The 22,247-nt window shown below is 72.1% G+C and carries 23 protein-coding genes and 1 tRNA gene; 14 read left to right on the forward strand and 10 right to left on the reverse strand.

Annotated elements, in window-relative coordinates:
* Positions 1-84: 84 nt before the first annotated feature.
* Positions 85-762, forward strand: a complete 678-nt coding sequence (locus tag ACGF7U_RS18515; protein ID WP_393108094.1) for a hemolysin III family protein — start codon at positions 85-87, stop codon at positions 760-762.
* A 145-nt stretch (positions 763-907) separates the two neighbouring features.
* On the opposite strand, the gene ACGF7U_RS18520 is transcribed toward ACGF7U_RS18515, so the two are convergent.
* Positions 908-1,195, reverse strand: a complete 288-nt coding sequence (locus ACGF7U_RS18520) for a DUF6458 family protein (protein ID WP_393108096.1) — start codon at positions 1,193-1,195, stop codon at positions 908-910.
* Between the two features lie 114 nt (positions 1,196-1,309).
* On the opposite strand from ACGF7U_RS18520, the gene ACGF7U_RS18525 reads away from it, so the two are divergent.
* A complete protein-coding gene (locus ACGF7U_RS18525) occupies positions 1,310-1,846 on the forward strand; it encodes a SixA phosphatase family protein (RefSeq protein ID WP_393108099.1) in 537 nt (178 codons plus the stop codon).
* Positions 1,847-1,907: 61 nt separating this feature from the next.
* On the opposite strand, the gene ACGF7U_RS18530 is transcribed toward ACGF7U_RS18525, so the two are convergent.
* From ACGF7U_RS18530 to ACGF7U_RS18555, 6 genes are all read right to left on the reverse strand, one after another.
* Positions 1,908-2,177: a DUF6458 family protein gene (locus ACGF7U_RS18530; RefSeq protein WP_043961115.1), complete on the reverse strand. Its 270-nt coding sequence runs from the start codon at positions 2,175-2,177 to the stop codon at positions 1,908-1,910.
* Positions 2,178-2,840: 663 nt separating this feature from the next.
* Entirely contained in the window at positions 2,841-3,182 is a 342-nt protein-coding gene (locus ACGF7U_RS18535; protein WP_393108102.1) for a hypothetical protein, read from the reverse strand.
* Between the two features lie 389 nt (positions 3,183-3,571).
* Positions 3,572-4,435: an NAD(P)-dependent oxidoreductase gene (locus tag ACGF7U_RS18540; protein ID WP_393108104.1), complete on the reverse strand. Its 864-nt coding sequence runs from the start codon at positions 4,433-4,435 to the stop codon at positions 3,572-3,574.
* A gap of 221 nt (positions 4,436-4,656) precedes the next feature.
* Entirely contained in the window at positions 4,657-6,513 is a 1,857-nt protein-coding gene (locus tag ACGF7U_RS18545; protein ID WP_393108106.1) for an acyl-CoA dehydrogenase, read from the reverse strand.
* A gap of 160 nt (positions 6,514-6,673) precedes the next feature.
* Positions 6,674-7,801, reverse strand: a complete 1,128-nt coding sequence (locus tag ACGF7U_RS18550) for a PP2C family protein-serine/threonine phosphatase (protein WP_393108109.1) — start codon at positions 7,799-7,801, stop codon at positions 6,674-6,676.
* Positions 7,802-7,902: 101 nt separating this feature from the next.
* On the reverse strand, positions 7,903-8,532 hold the full coding sequence (locus ACGF7U_RS18555; RefSeq protein WP_393108111.1) for a septal ring lytic transglycosylase RlpA family protein: 630 nt from the start codon (positions 8,530-8,532) through the stop codon (positions 7,903-7,905).
* A gap of 197 nt (positions 8,533-8,729) precedes the next feature.
* Between ACGF7U_RS18555 and ACGF7U_RS18560 the strand changes: the two genes are divergently transcribed.
* Positions 8,730-9,296 carry a phosphoribosyltransferase family protein gene (locus tag ACGF7U_RS18560; RefSeq protein ID WP_393108113.1) on the forward strand — a complete coding sequence of 189 codons (567 nt, stop codon included), beginning with the start codon at positions 8,730-8,732 and terminating at the stop codon, positions 9,294-9,296.
* Between the two features lie 159 nt (positions 9,297-9,455).
* Entirely contained in the window at positions 9,456-9,887 is a 432-nt protein-coding gene (locus ACGF7U_RS18565; protein ID WP_393108115.1) for an ASCH domain-containing protein, read from the forward strand.
* 101 nt (positions 9,888-9,988) lie between these two features.
* Here the strand turns inward: ACGF7U_RS18565 and ACGF7U_RS18570 are convergent, their stop codons facing one another.
* The gene (locus ACGF7U_RS18570) at positions 9,989-10,870 is read right to left on the reverse strand and encodes an LLM class flavin-dependent oxidoreductase (protein WP_393108117.1); all 882 of its coding nucleotides are present in this window, start codon (positions 10,868-10,870) and stop codon (positions 9,989-9,991) included.
* 96 nt (positions 10,871-10,966) lie between these two features.
* Here ACGF7U_RS18570 and ACGF7U_RS18575 point away from each other — a divergent pair, with 96 nt between their 5' ends.
* The 8 genes from ACGF7U_RS18575 to ACGF7U_RS18610 all read left to right on the forward strand — a co-directional run bounded on the left by ACGF7U_RS18575 (position 10,967) and on the right by ACGF7U_RS18610 (position 19,156).
* Positions 10,967-11,287 (forward strand): PadR family transcriptional regulator, encoded by a 321-nt coding sequence (locus ACGF7U_RS18575; protein WP_393108632.1) that lies wholly within the window; start codon positions 10,967-10,969, stop codon positions 11,285-11,287.
* 70 nt (positions 11,288-11,357) lie between these two features.
* Positions 11,358-12,455: a hypothetical protein gene (locus ACGF7U_RS18580; RefSeq protein WP_393108119.1), complete on the forward strand. Its 1,098-nt coding sequence runs from the start codon at positions 11,358-11,360 to the stop codon at positions 12,453-12,455.
* A 76-nt stretch (positions 12,456-12,531) separates the two neighbouring features.
* Positions 12,532-13,332, forward strand: a complete 801-nt coding sequence (locus tag ACGF7U_RS18585) for an aminoglycoside N(3)-acetyltransferase (RefSeq protein ID WP_393108121.1) — start codon at positions 12,532-12,534, stop codon at positions 13,330-13,332.
* Positions 13,333-13,667: 335 nt separating this feature from the next.
* Positions 13,668-16,013 carry a FlgD immunoglobulin-like domain containing protein gene (locus ACGF7U_RS18590; RefSeq protein WP_393108123.1) on the forward strand — a complete coding sequence of 782 codons (2,346 nt, stop codon included), beginning with the start codon at positions 13,668-13,670 and terminating at the stop codon, positions 16,011-16,013.
* Position 16,014: 1 nt separating this feature from the next.
* Positions 16,015-17,106, forward strand: a complete 1,092-nt coding sequence (locus ACGF7U_RS18595; protein ID WP_393108125.1) for a hypothetical protein — start codon at positions 16,015-16,017, stop codon at positions 17,104-17,106.
* 202 nt (positions 17,107-17,308) lie between these two features.
* Entirely contained in the window at positions 17,309-17,779 is a 471-nt protein-coding gene (locus ACGF7U_RS18600) for an NUDIX domain-containing protein (RefSeq protein WP_393108127.1), read from the forward strand.
* A gap of 295 nt (positions 17,780-18,074) precedes the next feature.
* Positions 18,075-18,698: an NAD(P)-dependent oxidoreductase gene (locus ACGF7U_RS18605; RefSeq protein WP_393108129.1), complete on the forward strand. Its 624-nt coding sequence runs from the start codon at positions 18,075-18,077 to the stop codon at positions 18,696-18,698.
* Positions 18,698-19,156 carry a nitroreductase family deazaflavin-dependent oxidoreductase gene (locus ACGF7U_RS18610; RefSeq protein ID WP_393108131.1) on the forward strand — a complete coding sequence of 153 codons (459 nt, stop codon included), beginning with the start codon at positions 18,698-18,700 and terminating at the stop codon, positions 19,154-19,156. The genes ACGF7U_RS18605 and ACGF7U_RS18610 overlap by 1 nt, the downstream gene beginning before the upstream one ends.
* A 234-nt stretch (positions 19,157-19,390) precedes the next feature.
* Here the strand turns inward: ACGF7U_RS18610 and ACGF7U_RS18615 are convergent.
* Positions 19,391-19,464: transfer RNA gene (locus tag ACGF7U_RS18615), tRNA-Gly, on the reverse strand.
* A gap of 391 nt (positions 19,465-19,855) precedes the next feature.
* Here ACGF7U_RS18615 and ACGF7U_RS18620 point away from each other — a divergent pair.
* The gene (locus ACGF7U_RS18620) at positions 19,856-20,839 is read left to right on the forward strand and encodes a zinc metalloprotease (protein WP_393108133.1); all 984 of its coding nucleotides are present in this window, start codon (positions 19,856-19,858) and stop codon (positions 20,837-20,839) included.
* 127 nt (positions 20,840-20,966) lie between these two features.
* Here the strand turns inward: ACGF7U_RS18620 and ACGF7U_RS18625 are convergent, their stop codons facing one another.
* Positions 20,967-21,518, reverse strand: a complete 552-nt coding sequence (locus tag ACGF7U_RS18625; RefSeq protein WP_393108135.1) for a pyridoxamine 5'-phosphate oxidase family protein — start codon at positions 21,516-21,518, stop codon at positions 20,967-20,969.
* A gap of 78 nt (positions 21,519-21,596) precedes the next feature.
* On the opposite strand from ACGF7U_RS18625, the gene dcd reads away from it, so the two are divergent.
* A complete protein-coding gene (gene dcd, locus ACGF7U_RS18630) occupies positions 21,597-22,175 on the forward strand; it encodes a dCTP deaminase (RefSeq protein WP_350683119.1) in 579 nt (192 codons plus the stop codon).
* Positions 22,176-22,247 lie beyond the last annotated feature (72 nt).

The raw sequence follows: 22,247 nt of genomic DNA on the forward strand, positions 1-22,247 counted from the left end.
CCGGGCACGGAGCTGGACCGAGCGCCGTCCCACGGGACCGGACGCTCTACTTGCAAGTAACCTACGGTGCCGTAACCTGATGTCGTGACGACCTCCGCACCGCTTCGACTCAAGCCGGTCGACATCGGCAAGCCCCGGATGCGCGGCTGGCTGCACACGTACGCCTTCTTCGTCGCCGCGGTCTGCGGGATCGTGCTCAGCGCGATCGCCGCCACCCGGCCCGGCTGGGCACCCCTGGTGAGCTGCGTGATCTACAGCCTGACGGTGTGCGGGCTCTTCGGCACCAGCGCCCTCTACCACCGCCGGGTGTGGTCCGAGCGCGGCTACCAGATCATGCGCCGGATGGACCATTCGATGATCTTCGTATTCATCGCCGGCACGTACACGCCGTTCTGCGTCCTGCTGCTGGAGCCCCGGCCGGCCACGATCATGCTGTCGCTGGTCTGGGGCGGTGCGATCGCCGGGGTGGCGCTCAAGCTGGTCTGGCCGCACGCCCCGCGCTGGGTCTCCGCGCCGCTCTACCTGGCGCTCGGCTGGGTCTCGGTCGCGATGCTGCCCGACATCCTGCACCAGGGCGGCGTGACCGCGCTGGTGCTGCTCATCGTCGGCGGCGCGATCTACAGCGTCGGCGCGGTCTTCTACGCGCTGCGCCGGCCCAACCCCTGGCCCACCGTCTTCGGCCACCACGAGTTCTTCCACGCCTGCACCCTGGTGGCCGCCCTCTGCCACCACATCGCGATCTATTTCGCCCTCTTCGCCTGACCGCCTGGCCGTACCCGCCGCTCAGCCGGACCCGCCGCTCAGCCGGACCGGCCAGCGGGCCGGCGGGTCCGATGCCGGAGCCGCCGGGGCAGACGACGGGGGCCCCGCCACACTGCGGAGCCCCCGGCAAGACGGCGTCGGGACGTCAGACCGTGCGGCGCGGCCGGCGCACCTCGCGGTACTCCTCGACGACCCGGTCGTCCTGCACGGGCACGACCCGCTCGGCGACGACCCGGTCCTCGGTCACCGGCCGAGCGACGACGGTCCGACGGCGCGTGTTCCAGAAGTGGAGCGTGACCAGCAGGCCGGCCAGACCGGCGAGCATCAGCACCCAGCCGACGACGGCCAGGTTGAGCCAGCCCAAGTCCGCCTCCACGGCGAACGCGAAGATCGCACCCAGCGCGATCAGGAAGATACTGCCACCAAAACCCATGTCGTCGCCTCCTCGGCTGTCCCTGGCGTCTGCCTCCGCCGCGGCCATCGGTGAGGGTGCGGCATCCATCGACTTACCCAGGCGCTCTGATCGTCAATCGGGCAAGCTGGGGACATGACGGACGCTCACGCCGAGGGACGGACACTGGTGCTGCTCCGGCACGCCAAGGCCGAGCCGCCGGGGGAGGCGCCGGACGTCCGGCGCCCGCTGGCCACCCGCGGCCACGCCGACGCGGCGGCGGCCGGCGCCTGGCTGGCCAAGCACGAGCTGCTGCCCGACGTGGTGGTCTGCTCGGCCGCCCGCCGCACCCGCGAGACCTGGCACGGTGTGGCGATGGGCATGACCGGGTCGCCACCCGAGGGCGGTTCGGCCGGCCCCGCCCCCGTCGTCCGCTACGAGGCGGACGCGTACGAGGCTCACCCGGAGGACCTGTTGGCCCTGGTCAGGCGCGTAGACCCGAGCGCCCGGACGGTGCTGTTGATCGCCCACAACCCGGGCATCTCGCTGCTCTCCGCTCTGCTCGACCCGATCCGGGCGGACCAGGACGGCATGCGGACCAGCGACGTCGTCGTACACCGGCCGGAGGGCGACTGGGCCGACCTGGGCCGGAGGCGGGCGCCGATCACCGCCCGGCACACCGCACGCGGCTGAGCCATCCGCCCGGTGCTCGGCGGATGGCTCAGCGGCCGCACCCTGTCAGCCGGTCACCGGCTCAGGACGGCGGCGCGGTCGGCGGCGGCGGGTCGGGTGGCGGCGGCATCATCGCGGTCGGATGCGAGAGCCGGTTCTCCTCCACGATGAGTGTCCGCGCCCGCTTGCGGCGGTCCTGCCAGAACCAGAGCGTGGTGAGCAGTACGGCGAGCCCGGCCAGGATGAACACCCAGCCGACCGCGCGCAGGTCGACCCACCAGACGTTGGCCCTGATGGCGAAGGTGAGGATCGCGCCGATCGCGATCAGGAAGATCCCACTACCAATGCCCATGTGCGCTGCACTCCCCCGTGCGGTGGCTCTGGGCGTTCTCTGACGTGGCCCTGCGACGGTTACCCGCCACACCGCCCGGCTACCTGGATGAGGCGGCCGAATAGCCGGCACACCCGCTGCGGGATCTATGTGGCGCGGGGCTCTCGCGGCTCCACGGCACGACGAGACCGACCACGCGCCGACCGCGCAGGTTGCGACAACGGGACCTTCAGCGAAGGTCGCACCGGGCCGAACGAGCTCAGCAGATCGAGTCGCTGACCCTGTCCGCATCGCTCGACGAGGGCGCGACATGGCAACCGGTCAGCCTGGTACGTACCGGTACTCGCTGGACGGCTCGCCTCAACCACCCCGCCACCGGCGGTTACGTCTCAGTTTGGGCCCAGGGCGACGGACCTCGCCGGTAACGCGGTCGACCGGACGGTGATCCGCGCGTACGGGCTGACCGGACAGGACCGGTTACCGCTGGTCGTCGGTGCCGTTCGGCATCCTCGGGCCGGGTGGCCGGTCTACGCGGGCCACCCGGCTGATCACGCATCCGGTTTCCGCCCAGCTCGGGCGGACGCCGGCAGAACGCCCGTGACGGGGTGTCGGCTGACGCGGTCCGCAGGCGGCGCCCGCTCCTCGCGCTGCAGGGCGTCCGTGCGACGAAATTGAAGGCGCCGATCAGCGGTGACGGAAGAAGCCGGTTAGATGTGGGGTAACCACGAGCGAAGCCGTGCCACCATTTTGCGTCAGACCGTCCATGACTTCCTTGCTGGGCTGCCCGTAAACGTCAAGTGCCTCCACGGAGCAGTGTTCCATGACCTCTTGGATGTAGGGATCGGCGAGCTGCCAATGCTTCAGCACCGCGGCAGAGTCATGGTAAAGCTGGAAGCTGTAGGCGCGTAGGTTGGCTTCGTCAATGAACACTTCAACCATGAGTTGCGGGCCGTGTTCTCTTACGAAGTCAACAGCAGAACGAACTGCGTCTCGATATTTTTCGAGATGACCCTCCTTGATGCGCATGGTGTTACGGAGGAGAATCGGGCCATCTGCCAACCGGGTAGATGACTGCGACATCGGTAGGCTATTCCTTTCGTGCTTGTCGAATCGCGCAGGACGTCGGCTGGCGGTGGTAGCTCGCGACACGTGAGTAGCGGCCCCGCACGTGCCTGACCTGCGTACGGCTGGGCATGTCGGCGGCAGCTTCCGCACGGGTCGCCACCGCCGGCCCCAGCCCGGGGGATGGCCGATCTGTGGGCCTACCATTGGAGGGGACAACCGAGGGGCCGTAGGGATTGTGCGGTTGTCACCGCAACGATGCGGAGGAACTCGCTATCCGGTAGGTGACCTGCCCCGAGGTCCGCAGGGGTGCTCGCCAGGACGCCGCAGCCGTATCGAGGCAGGTGGTCCGGCTATGGGACTTCTCGTCGGTCGATGACGGCGGTGAGACCCTCGCCTGAGCGGTTGTCAGCGAGGAGCGCCTCGATCCGCGCTGCCACGATCGGAAGGCCGCCGTCGCCGAGCGGGCTGCCGGAACGTTGTTCGATGAGGTGACGGAGCACGGTGAGGTGCTCGCCGAGGTTGGCCGGGCCGGGCGGATAGTCAGCTTCGAGAAGCTCGGTCGCGGTGGCCGTGGCCGAGTTGACCACGTGGCCGAGTTGTGTGCCGGCAGTCCGGGCGAAGTCGGTGATGTCGATGCCGGCGGCGCGTACGGTGTCGAGAGCGCGGAGCAGGCCCAGTTGTGCGTCGTACCAGACGCCGAAGAGGGCCAGATCCCAGATCGCGGCGGCCGCTGGCGCGTCCCCGACGAAGCGGGGCGGACCGAGCAGGCGCAAGGTGTCAAGGTGAAGTTCGTACGCGACACGGTCACCGCCGTACAGGATGGTGGCCCCGTCAGTGCCGATCGTCTCCGGCGAGGCCTGGACGCCCGCGTCAAGATACCGAGCGCCCATGCCGGCGACGAGATCGGCCGTCTTCTGCGCCTCCGTCGGTGTGCCGGTGCACAACGCGACGATGGTCCGCCCGGCCTGGTCCGGGTGCACGGCGGCCAGGCAGTCGGCGACCGCGCGGTAGTCGGTGAGGGTGAGCAGGACGAGATCGCTCGACGACACGGCCGCAGCGACCGAGTCGACGGGCCGAGCACCCGCCTCCACCAGGCCGGTGAGCCGGTGCTGAGTGCGGTTCCACACCGCCACCTCGCGGCCCGCGTCGAGTAGACGGTGTGCCACCGCTGTTCCCATCGCGCCGGTTCCGATAATCGTGGTGGTCTCTGCCATACGGCCATCCTCGAACCTCAACTCGACTTCATGTCAAGCCGTGACGTCGAGCTGAAGGGGCAAGGCGAACCCAGATCGACGCGAACGCCAGGGCGAGGCGCGACGACAAGGCTGCGGAGACGCCGACGGCCGGCGGGCTGTTGCCCGCCGGCCGTCGCGCCGGATCACCGCCGGGTGTCACCCGGCCGCCCCACCGCGCCCGACGCGGTGGGTGGCGTGACTCAGAAGGCCTCCTCCGGGAGGTCCATGATGTCCAGGTCGGTGCCCTCGATGACCCGCCGGTCGGCGCCGATGCGGGGCAGCACCTCACGGGCGAAGAACTTCGCGGCGGCCACCTTGCCGGTGTAGAACGCCTTGTCGGCCGCGGACACCTCGCCGGCCAGGGCCTTCAGGGCCACGTCGGCCTGCTTCTGCAGCAGCCAGGCGACGACCAGGTCGCCGATCGCCAGCAGGAACCGGCGGCTGCTCAGGCCGACCTTGTAGAGCGCCCGGGCGTCGCCGCCCTGCGCCTCGCCCAGCCAGCCGGTCATCACGCCGAGCATGTTCTGGATCTCGGCGAGCGCCTTGCCGAGCGCCTGCCGCTCCTCCTTGAGCTGGCCGTTGCCGCCCTCGGTGGCGATGAACTCCTGGATCTCGCCGGCGACCACCATCAGGGCCTTGCCGTTGTCCCGGACGATCTTCCGGAAGATCAGGTCGAGGCTCTGGATCGCGGTCGTGCCCTCGTACAGGGTGTCGATCTTGGCGTCGCGGACGTACTGCTCCAGCGGGTAGTCCTGGAGGAAGCCGGAACCGCCGAAGGTCTGCAGCGACTCGTGGCCGAGCAGCTCGTACGCCCGCTCCGAGCCGACGCCCTTGACCAGCGGCAGGAGCAGGTCGTTGACCCGCTTGGCCGTCTTGGCGGCCTTCTCGTCACCGGCCGTCTCGGCCAGGATGATCTTGTCCTGCCAGCTCGCCGTGTAGCAGACCAGCGCGCGCAGGCCCTCGGCGTACGACTTCTGCAGCATCAGGGAGCGGCGCACGTCGGGGTGGTGGGTGATGGTGACCCGCGGCGCGGTCTTGTCCGCCATCTGGGTCAGGTCGGCGCCCTGCACCCGGCTCTTGGCGTACTCGAGGGCGTTCAGGTAGCCGGTCGAGAGGGTGGCGATGGCCTTGGTGCCCACCATCATCCGGGCGTTCTCGATGATCATGAACATCTGCCGGATGCCCTCGTGCTTCTCGCCCAGCAGCCAGCCCTTGGCGGGTACGCCGTGCTCGCCGAAGGTCACCTCGCAGGTGTTCGAGACCTTCAGGCCCATCTTGTGCTCGACGTTGGTGGCGAAGACGCCGTTGCGCTCGCCCAGCTCGCCGGTGTTCTCGTCGAAGTGGTACTTCGGAACCACGAACAGCGACAGGCCCTTGGTGCCCGGGCCGCCGACACCCTCGACGCCGACCGGACGGGCCAGCACGTAGTGGATGATGTTGTCGCTCAGGTCGTGCTCGGCCGAGGTGATGAAGCGCTTGACGCCCTCGATGTGCCAGGAGCCGTCGGGCTGGGGGATGGCGCGGGCCCGGCCGGCGCCCACGTCCGAGCCGGCGTCCGGCTCGGTGAGCACCATCGTGGAGCCCCACTGCTTGTCCGCGAAGAGCTTGGCCCACTTCTTCTGCTGCTCGGTGCCCTCGACGTGCAGCACGTGCGCGAAGGACGGGCCGGAGGAGTACATCCAGACCGCGGCGTTGGCGCCGAGCACCAGCTCGGCGAGGGACCAGACGAGCGCGCGCGGGGCGTTGCTGCCGTCCAGCTCCGCCGGGAGCTCGAGCCGCCAGAACTCGGAGTTCATGAACGCCTGGTAGGACTTCTTGAACGACTCCGGCAGCGGCGCGGTGTGCGTGGCCGGGTCGAAGACCGGCGGGTTGCGGTCGCTGTCCAGGTAGCTGGCGGCCAGGTCCTCCCGGGCGAGGCGGTCGACCTCGGCGAGGATGTCGCGGGCGGTGTCGACGTCCAGATCCGTGTACGGCTCCTGGCCGAACGCCCGGTCCGCCCCGAAGACCTCGAAGAGGTTGAACTCGAGGTCCCGAAGATTGCTCTTGTAGTGGGTCATGCTCGCTGGCCCCGCTTCCGGACAGGTGTTACCGATCAGTAACCCCGACTGTATTACTCGCGGGTAGGCAGCGACAAGCCGATCTCGGAAGTGACGGCGATTACACACTTCCCGTTCAGGTTGCCGAGGGCGCCCCGACATCCTCTCGCAACCGCCGCTCTCAGTTCTCGGCGGCGCCGACCTCCCAGCTCGGCACGGCCGCGGTCGCGCCGCCGCGCGAGCCCGTGTACTCCATCAGGACCAGGGCGATGTCGTCGTCGAGGCGGCCGTGCACCCACTCGACCAGGGCGGTCTCCAACGAGGCGAGCCCGTCCGCGACGGTGCCGTGGCCGAGCAGCCGCCAGGCCCGGTCGGCGGTCGGGAAGAACTCCCCGTCCCGGCGCGCCTCGCCGAGCCCGTCGGTGAAGAGCAGCAACCGGTCGCCGGGCTCCAGCCGCTCGACCCGCGGGCGGACCACCGGCATGAAACCGAGCGGCGGGGCGGGGGCCGGCGGTTCGAGGGGAATGACGGCGCCCCGGCGCAGCAGCAGCGGCGGCGGGTGGCCGCAGTTCACGATGGTGAGCGTCCCGCCCCGCTCCTCGACCAGCGCGGCGGTCACGAAGTCCTCGTCGCCGACGCTGCGGGCCACCGCCCGGTCCAGGTCGGTCACGATCGCCCGCAGGTCGGCCCGCTCGTACGCCACGTGCCGGTACGAGCCCAGCACGATGCTGGCCAGCCGGACGGCGTCCAGCCCCTTGCCCCGCACGTCGCCGATGATCATCCGCACCCCGTACGGCGTGTCGATCGCCTCGTACAGGTCTCCGCCGATCTCGGCGGTGGCGGTGGAGGAGATGTACCGCCCGGCCACCGAGAGACTGCCGACCTGAGGCCCGAGCGGCCGCAGCACGGCCTGCTGGGCCACCGCCGCCAGCCGGGACAGCTCGGCGATCTGTTCGGCCTGCCGTTGCCGCACCGCCGCCGTGGCCGCCGCGATGCCCGTGCCCAGCGCGATGCACGTGACCGCGACGGCGGTGGCGAGCGACACGGTCTGCTCGCCGAGGGCGAAGCTCGCGCCGAGCACCGTGGCGGCGGCCCCCACCCCGAGCGCGATCCGCCACGACGCCAGCGCGGCCGCCAGGAACGGCGCGGCCACCATGAGCGCGATGTAGTTCGCCGACCGTCCGTCGGCCAGCTCCACCGCCGAGACGATCGCGAGCAGGACGATGGCCGCGCCGAGGCCGGCGCGGGATCCGGGGCTCAGCGGGCCGTGGCCCGACTGGAAGGGTTTCGTGCGTACGAGGGACAGCATGCCTGATGGACGTGAACGGGTGAATGAACCTGGCCCGTCGTCCGAGGATGTTCTGGCCGCGCGGGTCGCGTCGGCGAGCCGATCGCCGCGCGGGGAGCGCCTCAGCCGAGCACCTCGTAGCGGACCTCGACGTGACCGGCGTCGAGCGAGGCGATCTCGGCGAACGCGGCCCGGGACAGGTCGAGGCAGCGCCCCTCGACGAACGGGCCCCGGTCGTTGATCCGCACCGTCACGGACCTGCCGTTCGCGGGGTTGGTCACCCGGACCCTCGTGTCGAACGGCAGGGTCTTGTGCGCGGCGGTCAGCTCCGAGGGGTCGAAGGTCTCACCGTTGGCGGTGAGCTGCCCCTCGGAGTAGAACGAGGCGCCGCACGAGCCGCTGTCCACCACCGGCCGGGCGGTGCTGGTCTTCTTCGTCGCGGTCGGCTTGGGCGCGGCGGTGCGCGGCTTGCTCCGGGAGGGGGCCTGGGCGGACCGGCTCGCCTTCGGGCTGGCGGTCACGCTCGGCGACGCGCTGGCGCTCGGCGGGGCGGCCGGCGTGCTCGGGGCCGCGCTGCTCGGCACGCCGGTGGGCGGGAGGTCGACGGCCGCCGGCCGCACCGCCTCGGAGCCCGAGGTCAGCTGGACGGCGCCGACCGTACCGCCGACGGCGAGGGCCACCCCGACCGCCGCGGTGGCCGCGATGCCGGCCGGCGAGGAGAACATGCGGGTACGGGAGTGCCTGCCAGCCACTTATCCGGTCCTTTCGCTACCTGAACAAACCGGGTCGGACCGTAACGAGAGAAGCACTTCCGAAGTCAACGTGATCATGGGTATATGCCCGTAATTGCGGCGATACGTGTAGCCGATCATCCGACCCGGCGTCGGCCGGGCGGCCCCGGTGGCGGGTGGGCCACGCGAGCCGTACCCGCTGGAGCAGGATGAACGACATGCCTTCCGAGCTGAGCGGACGTCTGGCCGAGCTGGTCCGGTGGATCGATCCCGGCCCCGGCGCCAGCCACCTGGTCAGCGACGTCTCCGGCTGGTGGCGGGACCCGGAGGTGCTCGCCCGGCTCGGGCCGGCCCTGGTGGAGCCGTTCCGGGCCGCCCGGCCGACGGTGGTCGTCTCGCCGGCGGTGACGGGCTTCCTCCTCGGGCCGCTCGCCGCCACGGCGCTCGGGGTCGGCTTCGTGCCGGCGCACAAGCCGGGCGACGGCCGGCTGCCCGCCGGGCCGCTCACGTGGGCGCAGAGCCCGCCGGACTTCCGCGGTCGGCGGGTGGACCTGGCTGTCCGGGACCACGCCCTGGACCGGGGCGACCGGGTGCTGGTGGTGGACGACTGGGTCGCCACCGGGGCCCAGATCCGCGCGCTCTACGAGATCTGCGCCGCGCGGGGCGCCGAACCGGTCGGCACCGCCGCCGTGGTGCTCGACTGCCCGCCGGCGGTCGCCACCGAGCTGCGGATCCGGGCGCTGGTCAGCGGCGACGACCTGGCGTGCAGCGCCTCGCCGGCGTAGAGGAAGAGGGGGTAACGCGTGTCGTAGCCCCGACCGGGGATGAGCACAGCGCGCCGATCCGCCATGACCACCCTCCCTGGTCGCCGACCTGCCGACCGGGCCGCCGGTGGGGGTCGAATGCTCAGGCGCGAGATCGACGCCGCCGGTAGCCTCGGCAGGATGTGGCCTCGGATCGGTGGACTGCGCACCCTCGCCCTCGGCACCCCCGGTGAGCTGCGGACACGACTGAACACCCTGGTGCTCGCGGGGGTGAAGACGGCGACCGCCGGCCTGACCACCGAGTACGCCGAGGAGGGCGAGGAACTGGAGCAGGTCGGCGAGCGGCTGGTCCTCGTCGACGACGAGGACGCGCTGGTCGGCGTCGTCGAGGTCACCGGCGTCGAGGTGGTCCGCTTCGCCGACGTGCCGTGGGACTTCGCCCGCTCCGAGGGCGAGGGCGACCGCTCGATCGAGGAGTGGCGCGAGGGGCACGCCGCGTACTGGGCGCGGGTCGGCACCCCCGTCACCGACGACAGCGAGGTCGTCTGCATCCGGTTCCGGCTGGTCTCGGCCGGCGACGGCGGCGTCACCACCGGGGACCTCGGCACCTGAGGGTGCGCCGTGACGACCGGCCCCCGGACGATCCGCGGTCCCCGCCCGGGCCTGCGCCCGCTCCGGCGCACGCGGAACGTGACCCCGGCGGCGCCGGCCCGTCAGGCCCCGCGCAACTCGGGCAGCAGGCGGGTGGCCACGTCCACCAGGACGGCCTCGTCGCCGGCGTACCAACTGCTGGGCCGGGGCCAGTGCGTGACCACGTCGGTGAAGCCGAGGGCGGCGGCCCGGCCGACCTGGTCGGCGAAGAACTGGGCGCTGCGCAGCGAGAAGGCGGGCGCCGAGTCCAGCGACAGGTAGCGGTCCAGGGTGCCCGGATCGCGGCCGGCCGCCGCGAGCGTCTTGTCCAGCCGGGCGGACAGCTCGGCCACCCCGTCCCACCAGCTCTCCAGGTCGTCCCCGCCGGAGCCGGTGGTGACCCAGCCCTGCCCGAACCGCGTCACCAGCCCCATCGACCGGGACCCGTTGGCCGCCATCACGAACGGCACCCGGGGCGTCTGGAGGCACCCCGGGTTGTTCCGCGCGTCCACCGCCGTGAACCAGTCGCCACGCCAGGACGTGCCGTCCTCGCGCAGGATGAGGTCGAGCAGCTCGGTGAACTCGGCGAACCGGTCCACCCGCTGGCGGGGCGGCAGCGTCTCCCCGCCGAGCACGGCCGAGTCGAAGCCGATCCCGCCCGCGCCGAGGCCGAGCAGCAGCCGCCCGCCGGAGACGTCGTCGAGCGCGGTGACCTGCCGGGCGAAGGCCGCCGGGTGGCGGAAGTTCGGCGAGGCGACCAGCGTCCCGAGGCGGATCCGGGTGGTCACCGTCGCGGCGGCGGTCAGCGTGGTCACCGAGTCGAACCACGGCCCGTCGACCAGGTCGCGCCAGCCCAGGTGGTCGTACGTCCAGGCGTGGTCGAAGCCCCACTCGTCCGCCTGACGCCAACGACGCTGCGAGTCGGACCAGCGCTGGTCGGGGAGGATCACGATGCCAATCCGCATGATCGCCAGCCTAGCGGCCACCGTCCGCCACGGACGCGACCCGAGCGGAGCCTTGCCATGTATCGATGATCTGATTATCTTGACGCCGTGACCGCGATGCGCGAGCCGACGTTCCTCATCCTCACCGCGCTCGCCGGCGGCCCCCGGCACGGTTACGGCATCGTCCAGGACGTCACCGCCCTCTCCGCGCAGCGCGTCACCCTGCTCCCGGGCACCCTCTACGCCGCGCTGGACCGGCTGCACGCGCAGGGGCTCGTGGCGCCCGACCGGGAGGAGACCGTCGACGGCCGGCTCCGCCGCTACTACCGCCTCACCCCCGACGGCATCCGCGCCCTGGACGCCGAGACCGCCCGGCTGCGGCAGCTCGCCACCGCCGCCGAGACCCGGCTGCGCGCCCTGCGCCCCGGAATCGCCTGACCCGCCCGCGCCACCGCACCGCCCGCACGGCCGCTCCGCCGGCTCCGTGCGTACCGACGAAAGGACGGCCATGCCGACGACCGGCGACCCGCTCGCCCGCCGCTACCGGCGGCTGCTGTTCTGCCATCCGCGCGACTACCGGCGGGCCCGGGCCGACGAGATGGTCGGTGTGCTGCTGGACGCGGCCCCGGCCGGCCGCACCCGACCCACCGGGCGCGAGGCCGCGAACCTGATCCGGCACGGCCTGCGCTGTCGGCTGGGGCGGCCGGCCAGCCGTACGGTGGGCGTCTGGGCCACCCTCGCCGCCGTCGTCTGCGGCCTGTTCGCCGCCGCCCTCGCCACCCGGGCCGCGTGGGAGACCTCCCGGCCGATGCCGGACCGGGCCGAGACCGCCGCCGTCGCCGCCGCCGTGCTACCCGGGCACGACCTCGGCGAGGTCGACCTGTCACCCGCGCTCTTCACCTTCTACACCCAGCCGCTCACCGTGTGGCACATCGACAACCTGATCCTCGGGGACGGCGGCGAATACGAGCAGAGCGACGTCGCGGCCAAGATCGTCGGCGCTCCCCCAAGGTCCGCCGAGGAGACGCTCGCGTTGGCGCACCGCCGCCTGCGCGAGACCGGCTGGCAGGTGTACGAGCCGACGGTCGGCCGGTACTCCGGCTGCGCCGACAAGTTCTGCGCGCGCATCACGGAGACCACCGAGACCACGCTCCCCGCCCGGCGCGGGGACACCGAGGTCGCCCTCCACGTCCGCGCCGAGACGCCCGGCGACGCCGTCGAGCTCCGGCTGGAGCTGCGCCGGACGGCCCCGCCGGCCGTGTTGCCGGCCGGCGTCGGCGGCGGCCTGCTCGGCGCGAGCCTTGGCTGGCTGGTCTTCGGCTGGGCAAGCCGCCGCACCGAGGCGGCGCATCCCGCCCGGGGCGCGGTCACCGTCCTGTACGCGATCACCATGTTCCTCTGGTGGATGCCCGTCCTGCTCGCCGTCCCAGCCCTGCTCGAGCACCAGCTCGACGAGCCGCACCCGACGTGGCACCCGCTGTGGGAGTGGCTCGGCCAGCCGGCGGCCTCGCTCCTGTTCGTGGCGGGCGCGGCGACCGCGCTGCTCGGGCTGGCGCTGGCCGCCGTACCGCGCCGGGATCCCCTGCTCACCACGGCCGCCGGCTGACCGCCCCCGGAGACACCGCGCCCGCGGGGCGGAAACGCGGTGGGCGGCCGGTCGACGGCCGCCTAGGCTGCCCGGCGTGGATCAGCCGGTACCGCACACCACCGAATCCCTGGCCGCCGACCTGCGCGGCCTCGGCCTCTCGGCCGGGGACGTCGTGCTGGCGCACACGTCGATGCGGAGCCTCGGGTTCGTCGTCGGCGGGGCGCAGGCGGTCGTGGCGGCCCTGCTGGAGGTGCTCGGCCCCACCGGCACCCTGGTGGTGCCCACCCACACTCCCGACAACACCGACCCCGCCGGCTGGGAGGCGCCGCCCGTGCCCGAGGCGTGGTGGCCGGCCATCCGCGACCACACGCCCGGCTTCGACCCGGCGCGCACCCCCAGCCGGTACGTGGGGATCCTGCCCGAGCTCGTCCGCACCTGGCCGGGCGCGCTGCGCAGCGACCACCCGCAGGTCTCGTTCGCCGCACTCGGCGCGCGGGCCGGGGAGATCGTCACCGGGCACCGCCTGGACGACGCGCTGGGCGAGCGGTCGCCGCTCGGCGCCGTGTACCGCCTCGACGGCAAGGTGCTCCTGCTCGGCTGCGGGTACGACTCGAACACGTCGCTGCACCTCGCCGAGTGGCGGCAGACGTCCCCGCCCCGCGCCGAGCAGGGCGCCTCGGTACGGGCCACCGACGGCGGCGGCCGCTGGCTGACCTGGGTCGACGTCCGGACCGACGAGGACGACTTCGAACGGCTGGGCGCCGACTTCGAGGCGACCGGCGCGGCCACGAAAGGCCGGGTCGGCCAGGCCACCGCGCGGTTGATGGCGCAGCGCGCGGTGGTCGACTTCGCCACCGGCTGGATGGCCGTCCACCGCCGGCCCCGCGACCCGTAGGCGGGCGGCCGTCCCGGTCCTGGTGGAACAGCAGAACCGAGGTCACCTGGTCACGCTTCCTGTCCCGCTCGCACGCTCGCTTCCGGAACCCGTGCACGACCCCGATCCGGCCGACGCCCGCGACCCACCAACGGGTTCGGAGCCGTCACCGTGGACGGAGCCGTCGCGAGGCCACGTCGGCTGCTAAGCTCCGGCAACTTGTTCGGGGCTTTCGGACGCGGGTCGCCGCTCTTCCGTGTCCTGCCGGCCGCACGGCGTGCGCAGGAACCGCCCAGCGAGACGTGGTCCGGCTTCGGGCCGAAGCCTTCACCTTCTGTCCCACAGGGAGGACGAGCGTGGTCCGAGGCTCGCTCACCCGCGCCGGCATCGCCGGCGCCGTGTCGTTCGCACTCGCCGTGGGGCTGGCTCCGTTGTCGGCCGGCAGCGTGCGGGCCGCACCGGTCGCGGGAGAGGTGGTCGTTCCCGCCACCTACGTCCTGGACCCCCAGACGCAGTTGCTGAGCGCGGGCCCGTCGGGGTTCCTCCGGCACGAGTCCACGCTGGGCCACCTGTGGACGAGCTACGCCGGCGTCGACACGAAGCTCGACATGTCCGGCACGGATGCGGTCATGCTCCCGGACTTCGGCGCCGGCTCGGACATCGTCGCGAGCCCCGATCTCGCCGCCAGGACCGTGACGCTGCGCGACATGGCGACCGGCCGGACGCGTACGGTCGAGATTCCTGTCGGTCACACGTACGTCAGCACGCTGGGGTCGACGGTCGTGACAAGGGCGCAGGCCTCGTCCGACGGCGACCACACGTGGCATCTCCTCGACTCCCACGACGACGGTTCCGTCACCCGGCGTGCGGTGGCGGGCGTCCCCGACGGGATCACCGGGTCGAGCGAGGTCGGTGCCCCGCTGGGCGACGCGCGCGGCCAGGTCGTTCAGTACCGGGTGGGCAGCACGCCACGCACCGGCTTCCTCGACGTCGAGCAGGGCCGGTTGGTCCCACTCCCGTACGCCAGCCACGCGGGCACCGGCACCGTCGTGCTCACCGCCACCCACCTGCTTTGGTTGCACAACGGCACTGTCTCCGTCCACTCGCGCGGAGACCTTGCCGCCACCCCTCGGACGGTGCCGCTGACCGGCGGCTCGCAGGTGCTGGGCATGGTCGGCGAGACGCTCGTGGTGGGCCGGCACGATCCCTCGCTGGGCCCCCTGAACCACCTGGACCCGGTCTGGCGGGTCGAGGCCGTGGCCCTCGACGGACGTCCGGTGAAGACGCTGGTGGCCAGGTCAGAGGGGATTCCCATGCCGACTCCGGACGGCAGGCTCCTGGTGCAGGGCGGCCCCGACCTGGACCGGTGGGGGATCTCCGTCGTCGAGCCCGCGGACGGCGGCGACGTGACGATCCGCAAGATCGCCGAGGCGTACCCGCGCAAGCTCCAGGCGGTGTCCGGGCTCACCTTCACCCAGGGCCGGCTGACCACCCTGGAGCACCACAGCGCCTGGCAGGAGCGGCGCCACCTCCACACCCGGGAGATCGGCGTGACCGGCTCCCGCACGGTCGGGGCGCGTACCGACCGGGGCCCCGCACCCGCCAGCTGCGACACCACGGCGTGCCCCGACCTCCACGACACCGGCGACGGCCGGACGGTCGTCTCGGGCCTCAGCTACGGCCGCACCGACGACGACCGGCAGCCCCGCCTCCTGGAGCCGACCGGGTCCATGCCCGGCACCCGGATCGACAGCACCCGCACCTACCAGTCGGTGGCGGCCGTCGGCGGCCGGTTCGCCGCCCTGACGATGCCGTACGCCGGCACGGGCGTGGAGACCCGGGTCCTCGACCTGGGCACCGGAGGCACGGTGTTCACGACGACGGCCACCGTCGAGGCGTTGTGGGGCACCACCCTGTGGGTGCGGGACGGTAACGACGCCGTGGCCCCCGTCGACGTGCTGACCAGGCAGCGGGGCGCTCGGGTGTGGTTCGGCAGCGGGTGCCTGTTGGAGGACCTCCAGGCCGTCGGGCGCTGGCTGCTGTGGACCTGTGTGGGCTCGGCGGCGGGGCAGGGCGTCTACGACACCGTCCGGAAGACGAACCTGCGACTCGTGGCCGGTGACGACTGGTCGTCGGCCAAGCTCGGCGACGGCTTCGTCGCGTCCGAGGTGAACGGGCAACTGAAGGTCACCGACGTCCGCGGCGGCACGCCGGTGTCCCACACCGCGGGGGCGTTCGCGTCGTGGCGCCCCTGGGACGTCGACCCGTACACCGGGGTCATCGCCCACCTCGGCCCCGACGACGGCATCCACCTGGTCCCCAGCGGCATCCCGGTCTCGCCCCTCGTCCAGGTCGACGCCGCCGTCGCCACGTCGGCGCACGTCAAGGGCGCCACCGGGCACTGGAGCCCCAAGTGGTGGCTGTCCAAGCCGGCCGCCTCGTGGACGCTCGTGATCCGGAGCCAGAGCGGCGCGGTCGTCCGTACCCTCACCGGCGGCCTGACGCGCGGCCTGGTGGCCCCGACGTGGAACGGCAGGGACGACCGCCGTCGGCTGATGCCCAACGGCGCGTACACGTGGACGCTGACCGCCACGCCGGCCGACGGACACGGCGCGGTCCTCACCAGATCGGGGAGCGTGCGGATCACCCACCAGTGCCACACCGGCAACCGTCCGCAGCTGGTCATGATCAGGTGTGCCTGACATGGCGTTGCCGAACGGTTCCGTGTCGAGGACTTCCGCCGAGCGCACCGCTCAGCTCGCGGCCACCGTCGCCGCTCCGCTCGATCCCGCGTCGGCGGACGCCCCCCAGGTGCTGCACTGGCCCGGGCGCAGGCTGCTGGTGCAGCGCGGGGACACCGAGCTGGTCGTCCGCGACCTGGACGGGGAGGGGACGGAGACCCGGTTCCCCGCGCCCTGGCCCCGCCGGTACGGCTCGACGGCGGTCTCCCCCGCGGCCGATGTCGCCGTGTTCGCCGGTGTCCACGCGTTGCGGGCGGTGGATCCGACCGGCGCGGTGCGGTGGGAGATCCGGCACGGGTGCTGGTCCGCCGCCGTGTGCGCCGAGGCCCATGCCTCGTTCTCCGAGTACGCCGACGACCGCGGCCACGACCACGCGGACACCGGCTCGGCGGCCTTCTCCTCGGACGGCAAGCTCCTCTGGGCCCACGTCCGCAACTACGCCGGGCACGAGGTCAGGGAGGAGTGGCTGGTCCTCGATCCCGCCGACGGCAGGGTGCTGGCCCGGGCCGAGACGGCGACCGTGGGGGCGTCCTCCTACCATTTCGCCCATCCCGACCCGGCGTACATGGGGCTGACCGTCGCCGAGGGCGAAGAGGACTCGCCGGTGCTGTGGGGGCACTGGGAGGGCACGACGCTCACCGTCCAGCGGTTCGTCGAGGAGGTCCTCCTCGCCGTGAGCCCTTCCGGGGAGCACTTCCTGACCACGGATCCGGGGCAGTGGTCCCTCTACCTGCACCGGGCGGACGACGGCACGGAGCTGCGGCGTCTGGACGCCGACGAAGCCGTGCCCCCTGTGTCGAGCGACGACACCCGCGTCGGTTGGGGCTACGAGGCGGCATTTCCGTACGACGACCGCGCCGTGGTGGGCACCGAGTACGACGCGCAGGTCCCCCGCCACTGGCTGGTCGACACCGGCACGATGAGCCTGGACGCCCGGATCACCTACCCCTTCCCCGTCTCGGGGTCTCCCCGGTCGGCCGGGCCGGGCGGCTGGCACACGGTCTCCAGGGACGGGAGCACCCTGCACCTGTGGAGCCTGCCGCACGGGGAATGAGTCAGGGCCGCCTCGCTGGGGGGCAACCGCTCGACAGTGGCGTCCCCTCATGCGAGGCGTTGCTGTCCTCCGTCGGCTGATGCGCGACAGTCGTCCGCCAGTGGATCTGCGGCACCCAGCGCGCCGATCGCGGCGGATCCGGACGTCTGCGCGTCCCCTTCGGCTGGGGTGAGCTGGCCCTATCCGTGCTCTAATCCCCGTCATGCATGTCGTCGTCACGGGCGCACTCGTTGAGAACGGCGCGGTCCTGTTGGTACACCGCAGCCCGACCCGCCGGGCATACCCGGATCTCTGGGATCTGCCCGGGGGGCATGTCGAGGCGGGTGAGTCGGAACTACAAGCCCTCGCGCGTGAGATGCGCGAGGAGCTCGGTGTCCACATCGTGGCGGAGTCCTCTTCACGGTTGGGCCACCTGCATGCCGGCAGTGGTGAGGACGCCGTCCGCGTGGGCGTCTGGCGAATTGGAGACTGGATCGGCACTCCGACCAACCGGGCACCTGACGAGCATGACGACATCGCCTGGGTCGGGATCAGCGAGCTGGGCGGCCTTCCCCTCGTGTTCGGCGACTTGGCGGCACTGTTTCGTTCCCTGCCTGAGCCTGACCGCGAGCGGGCACGACAAGCCGGAGAAACGACCAGCACGAATGAGGCCCAGGCCGGGAACCGGTCCTGACCTGGGCCGGATCGTCCGGGTCGCGGCTGGCCGCCGCGCGCAGCACGCGGCCACCTCCTCGCCGGCGGGCCTCAACCCGGAGCGGGTGACGGGAATCGAACCCGCACTGTCAGCCCGGGAATTTCCGATGATCGCCTGGTCGCCGGCCCTGCGGCCTGGTCAGAGCGGTCCTTGGGGGCAGGGGTCACCTCATCAGCTCACGACAGCTGGTATCCCGGTGGTAACCGTGGCCCTCGCTAGGGTCGGCGAACCGGCCGGGCGCACGGGCTCCGGCCCTGGTGAGAGGCGTTTGCTCATGAACATCGTGGTCTTCGGCGCGGGCGGCCGGGTCGGGCGGCAGGTCGTCGCCGAGGCACGTCGGCGCGGCCACCAGGTCACTGCCGTGGTGCGCGACCCCGCAGGCCACAGCGACCTGGCCGACGTGCGGGTGGTGGCAGGCGACGTTACGGACGCGGTGAGCATCGCGGAGGCGGCCACCGGGCATGACGCCGCCATCAGTGCTGCCGTGGACCTGTCCGTGTCGCCGCACGACTTCTTCACCGCGTCGTCCCGCGCCCTGGCCGCCGGGCTGGCGAAGGCGGGCGTACGCCGCCTGGTGGTGGTCGGCCTCGCATCGATCCTGCCCGGGGCGTCCGGTGCCGCCCTGATGGACGAGCCCGGCTACCCGAACGAGTACCGCTCCTTCTACCTTGGCCACGCGGCGGGCCTTGAAGCGCTTCGGACCTGCGATCTCGACTGGGCGTACGTGGCTCCCGCGGGCGACTTCGATCACGACGGCACGCGCACCGGCCACTACCGGCTCGCCGAGCACAGCGATGCGGCCAGCCGGATCAGCTACGCGGACTTCGCGGTCGCACTGCTCGACGAAATCGAGGCGCCCCGCCACCACCGCGTCGCCCTGAGTGTCCGGGAGATGTGATGCCCAAGGTCCACGACAGCCCGAACGCCTGGATCGCCGAGCACATCCGCCGCTTCGAGGAGACCGCAGGCCGACCACGGCCCGGTGTGAACGACCTGCTCTTGACGACTCGGGGCCGGAGAACCGGCGAGCTACGCCGCACCGCCCTCGTCTACGCGCGCGACGGCGACCGCTACGTGGTGGCCGCCTCCAACCGCGGCTCGGACCACCACCCGGCGTGGTACCTCAACCTGCTTGCCGACCCGTACGTCACGGTTCAGGTCGGTGCGGAGACCTTCGGCGCACGCGCGCGCCCTGCCACTGCGGACGAGCGTCCACGCCAGTGGCGGCTGATGGTTTCCACCATGTCGGAATACGCGGCCTACCAGCAGCGGATTACCCGGGAGATCCCCGTGGTCCTCCTGGAACGCGTCCAGGACCTCAACGGGGAACCTCTGGGCGACGGCAGCGCGCCCTGAGAGGGACCTGATCTCCTCGTCGGCGGTTGCAGGCCGCCCAGGCTCCCCGGACGGCGACAAGGTGGAGGCCTACGTCCGAACACGCCTCTGGCCCGTCCGGGGAGGCTGGTAGCCGTCGAAACGACGGCCGGGATGACCGGGGCTGATGGCACGCCAACGGCACGCGGCACGATCGTTGCCTCGGAGCATCGAAGGCCCTGGCGGGGACTCGCGTCCTGACCAGGGCCTTCGTGCTGGAGCGGGTGACGGGAATCGAACCCGCACTGTCAGCTTGGGAAGCTGATGTTCTGCCATTGAACTACACCCGCAGGCGGCACCACTGTACCTGAGTCGTCACGCCGGTGCACCCAGGTACCCCCTCCGACGCCGCGCCGCGTCGCCCACGGGACGCAAGAGTGGCTCGCGGCCACCGGCGCAGGAGGTGGACGCCCGCCAAGCCGGCATGATCCGCTCGCGCCGCGGCCTGCCGGCTGATACACCCGAAGACCGGCGCCAGCGAGCCGTCGGCGGCATGGATCGCTACCGAGAAGCACCATTTCATCGCCAATTGTCGATCAGATACGACGCCGGCCAGGAAAAAGTTTCATCGCGGCAACATATGGCCGTTCTCAAATCCGTCGATCGGTTGTAACGTCTGGCCAACGTTCTCAGCCACGGCGTGACATACCCCCTGTCGCGTCGCCAGAAAGAGGTGGGCCCATGGGACTCCGTCCCAACCTGCTGACCCGGCGTACGGCCGGCGTCGCGACGACGACCCTCGCGTTGCTGCTCAGCACCGCCGCGGTGGGCGTCGTCCCGGCCGCGTCGGCCTTCTCCGCCGCCCCGAGCGAGGTCTGCGTCGAGCCGGCCGACGTCCACTCGGACTCCCGCGTGAAGGCGGGTGCCGCGACCAGGCACGAGCCGAACGAGCTGACCCTGGCGGAAACCCGCGAGCGCGAGGCCGACCTGGCCGCCGCCCTGCGCGAGCGGGCCCGGTTCCGCACCGGCGCCGGCGCCTCCACGATGGCCACCGTCACCATCCCCGTCGTCGTGCACGTGATCCAGCGGGACGCCACCCGGGCCGGCGGCAACATCCCGGATTCGATGATCACGTCTCAGATCAACGTGCTGAACCAGTCCTACAGCGGGGCGACCGGCGGCGCGCCCACCGCGTTCAGCTTCCAGCTCCAGAAGATCAACCGGGTGACCAACCCGGCGTGGTACCCGATCGTGCAGGGCTCCTCGGCCGAGCGGTCGATGAAGACCTCGCTGCGCGAGGGCGGCAAGAACACGCTCAACGTCTACCTGGGCGAGCTGAGCAACGACCTGCTCGGTTGGGCGACCTTCCCGACCCGGAAGCTGAACAGCATGGACGGCGTCGTCGTGCTGAGCGAGTCGCTGCCGGGCGGCACGGCCGCCAACTACAACCAGGGCGACACGGGCACCCACGAGGTCGGTCACTGGCTGAACCTCTACCACACCTTCCAGGGCGGCTGCTCCGGCTCGGGTGACAGCGTCAGCGACACCGCGCCCGAGGCCTCGCCGGCGTTCGAGTGCCCGACCGGCCGGGACACCTGCACCGCCCCGGGCGTCGACCCGATCACCAACTTCATGGACTACACCTACGACTCCTGCATGCACCAGTTCACCGCCGGGCAGGCCAGCCGAATGCTGACCGCCTGGAACGCGTACCGCGCGGCGTAATTCCCCAGTACGACAGGCAGGCACCGGTGCCGGCCCCCGCTCGACGGGGGCCGGCACCGTCGCCTTCGGGCGGGGCGGGGCGGTGTGGCGCCCCGGACGGGGACGGCCCGGGGCGTCACACCGCGTCTCAGGCGGCCGGGCGGGCGGCGAGGCTGTCGCCGCTCACCGACCGCGTCGCGGGCTCCGCCGCGACGTCGGGGGCGGTCGCCCGGGGGTCGAGCCAGACCTGGACGGCGGGCCGCCCGTGTCCCTCGCCCGCGCCGCCCACGCCGCCCGGCTCACGGCGGGCGAGCATCGCCACGTCGACGGTGAACTCGAACAGCCGCCAGTCGACCTGCGGCGCGGCCCGGTGGCTGCGGGCCAGCCGGGCCACCCGGGCCGGGTCGGTCACCGGCCGGGCGTGGCCGGCGACGTAGGCCTCGTCGTCGCTCTCCTCCGGCGGGAAGGAGTGCAGGGCGTAGCGGCCGTCGCGCTCCAGGTCGCGCCGCTTCGGCGAGTCGACCACGAAGCAGAAGAGGCCCTCGTCGGTGATCACCGGGGAGACCGGATGGACGCGGGGCCCACCATCGGCGCGGACGGTGGCCAGATAGCCGAAGCCCGGCCCGTACTGCTGCATGAGAACGCGGATCCCGTCGGCGAGGCGGGGCTCGTCGGCGGCGAATTCGGACCAGGAAGCCATGCCGACATTCTATCGAACACGTGTACGAACAGGTAGTCCGACACGCAGGTCACGCACATCGCTCGCTATGGTGTTCCGATGCTGCTCTCCGACCGCGACCTGGTCTCCGAGATCAAGGCGGGCACGCTCGCGCTGGAGCCGTTCGAGCCCACGCTGGTGCAGCCGTCCAGCATCGACGTACGCCTCGACAAGCTCTTCCGGGTCTTCAACAACCATCTCTACACCCACATCGACCCGGCGATGCAGCAGGACGACCTGACGTCGATGGTCGAGGTGCCCGAGGGCGAGCCGTTCGTGCTGCACCCGGGCGAGTTCGTGCTCGCCTCGACGCTGGAGGTGATCTCGCTCGGCGACCAGCTCGCCGGGCGGCTGGAGGGCAAGTCGAGCCTGGGTCGGCTCGGCCTGCTCACCCACTCCACCGCGGGCTTCATCGACCCGGGCTTCTCCGGCCACGTGACGCTGGAACTGTCCAACGTGGCCAACCTGCCCATCACCCTCTGGCCGGGCATGAAGATCGGCCAGCTCTGCATCTTCCGGCTCTCGTCGCCGGCCGAGCACCCGTACGGCTCGGCGGTCTACGGCTCGCGCTACCAGGGGCAGCGGGGTCCGACCCCGAGCCGCTCCTGGCAGCACTGGCGCACCTGGCCGACCCGCTGACGACCGCTTCGCGGGTGCCAGAAGGGGCCCTCTCCTCGACGACGTGCGTCAGGAAGGGCCCCTCCGCACACC

The organism is Micromonospora sp. NPDC047670, from assembly GCF_043204915.1.
Lineage (GTDB): Bacteria > Actinomycetota > Actinomycetes > Mycobacteriales > Micromonosporaceae > Micromonospora.

What these genes read in the sequence shown, in the direction of transcription:
- ACGF7U_RS18520 (WP_393108096.1), bottom strand. Translation starts at nt 1,195, where the DNA reads ATGGGTTTTGGTGGCAGTATCTTCCTGATCGCGCTGGGTGCGATCTTC.
- ACGF7U_RS18525 (WP_393108099.1), top strand. Translation starts at nt 1,310, where the DNA reads ATGACGGACGCTCACGCCGAGGGACGGACACTGGTGCTGCTCCGGCAC.
- ACGF7U_RS18530 (WP_043961115.1), bottom strand. Translation starts at nt 2,177, where the DNA reads ATGGGCATTGGTAGTGGGATCTTCCTGATCGCGATCGGCGCGATCCTC.
- ACGF7U_RS18535 (WP_393108102.1), bottom strand. Translation starts at nt 3,182, where the DNA reads ATGCGCATCAAGGAGGGTCATCTCGAAAAATATCGAGACGCAGTTCGT.
- ACGF7U_RS18540 (WP_393108104.1), bottom strand. Translation starts at nt 4,435, where the DNA reads ATGGCAGAGACCACCACGATTATCGGAACCGGCGCGATGGGAACAGCG.
- ACGF7U_RS18545 (WP_393108106.1), bottom strand. Translation starts at nt 6,513, where the DNA reads ATGACCCACTACAAGAGCAATCTTCGGGACCTCGAGTTCAACCTCTTC.
- ACGF7U_RS18550 (WP_393108109.1), bottom strand. Translation starts at nt 7,801, where the DNA reads ATGCTGTCCCTCGTACGCACGAAACCCTTCCAGTCGGGCCACGGCCCG.
- ACGF7U_RS18560 (WP_393108113.1), top strand. Translation starts at nt 8,730, where the DNA reads ATGCCTTCCGAGCTGAGCGGACGTCTGGCCGAGCTGGTCCGGTGGATC.
- ACGF7U_RS18565 (WP_393108115.1), top strand. Translation starts at nt 9,456, where the DNA reads ATGTGGCCTCGGATCGGTGGACTGCGCACCCTCGCCCTCGGCACCCCC.
- ACGF7U_RS18570 (WP_393108117.1), bottom strand. Translation starts at nt 10,870, where the DNA reads ATGCGGATTGGCATCGTGATCCTCCCCGACCAGCGCTGGTCCGACTCG.
- ACGF7U_RS18575 (WP_393108632.1), top strand. Translation starts at nt 10,967, where the DNA reads ATGCGCGAGCCGACGTTCCTCATCCTCACCGCGCTCGCCGGCGGCCCC.
- ACGF7U_RS18580 (WP_393108119.1), top strand. Translation starts at nt 11,358, where the DNA reads ATGCCGACGACCGGCGACCCGCTCGCCCGCCGCTACCGGCGGCTGCTG.
- ACGF7U_RS18595 (WP_393108125.1), top strand. Translation starts at nt 16,015, where the DNA reads ATGGCGTTGCCGAACGGTTCCGTGTCGAGGACTTCCGCCGAGCGCACC.
- ACGF7U_RS18600 (WP_393108127.1), top strand. Translation starts at nt 17,309, where the DNA reads ATGCATGTCGTCGTCACGGGCGCACTCGTTGAGAACGGCGCGGTCCTG.
- ACGF7U_RS18605 (WP_393108129.1), top strand. Translation starts at nt 18,075, where the DNA reads ATGAACATCGTGGTCTTCGGCGCGGGCGGCCGGGTCGGGCGGCAGGTC.
- ACGF7U_RS18610 (WP_393108131.1), top strand. Translation starts at nt 18,698, where the DNA reads ATGCCCAAGGTCCACGACAGCCCGAACGCCTGGATCGCCGAGCACATC.
- ACGF7U_RS18620 (WP_393108133.1), top strand. Translation starts at nt 19,856, where the DNA reads ATGGGACTCCGTCCCAACCTGCTGACCCGGCGTACGGCCGGCGTCGCG.
- ACGF7U_RS18625 (WP_393108135.1), bottom strand. Translation starts at nt 21,518, where the DNA reads ATGGCTTCCTGGTCCGAATTCGCCGCCGACGAGCCCCGCCTCGCCGAC.
- dcd (WP_350683119.1), top strand. Translation starts at nt 21,597, where the DNA reads ATGCTGCTCTCCGACCGCGACCTGGTCTCCGAGATCAAGGCGGGCACG.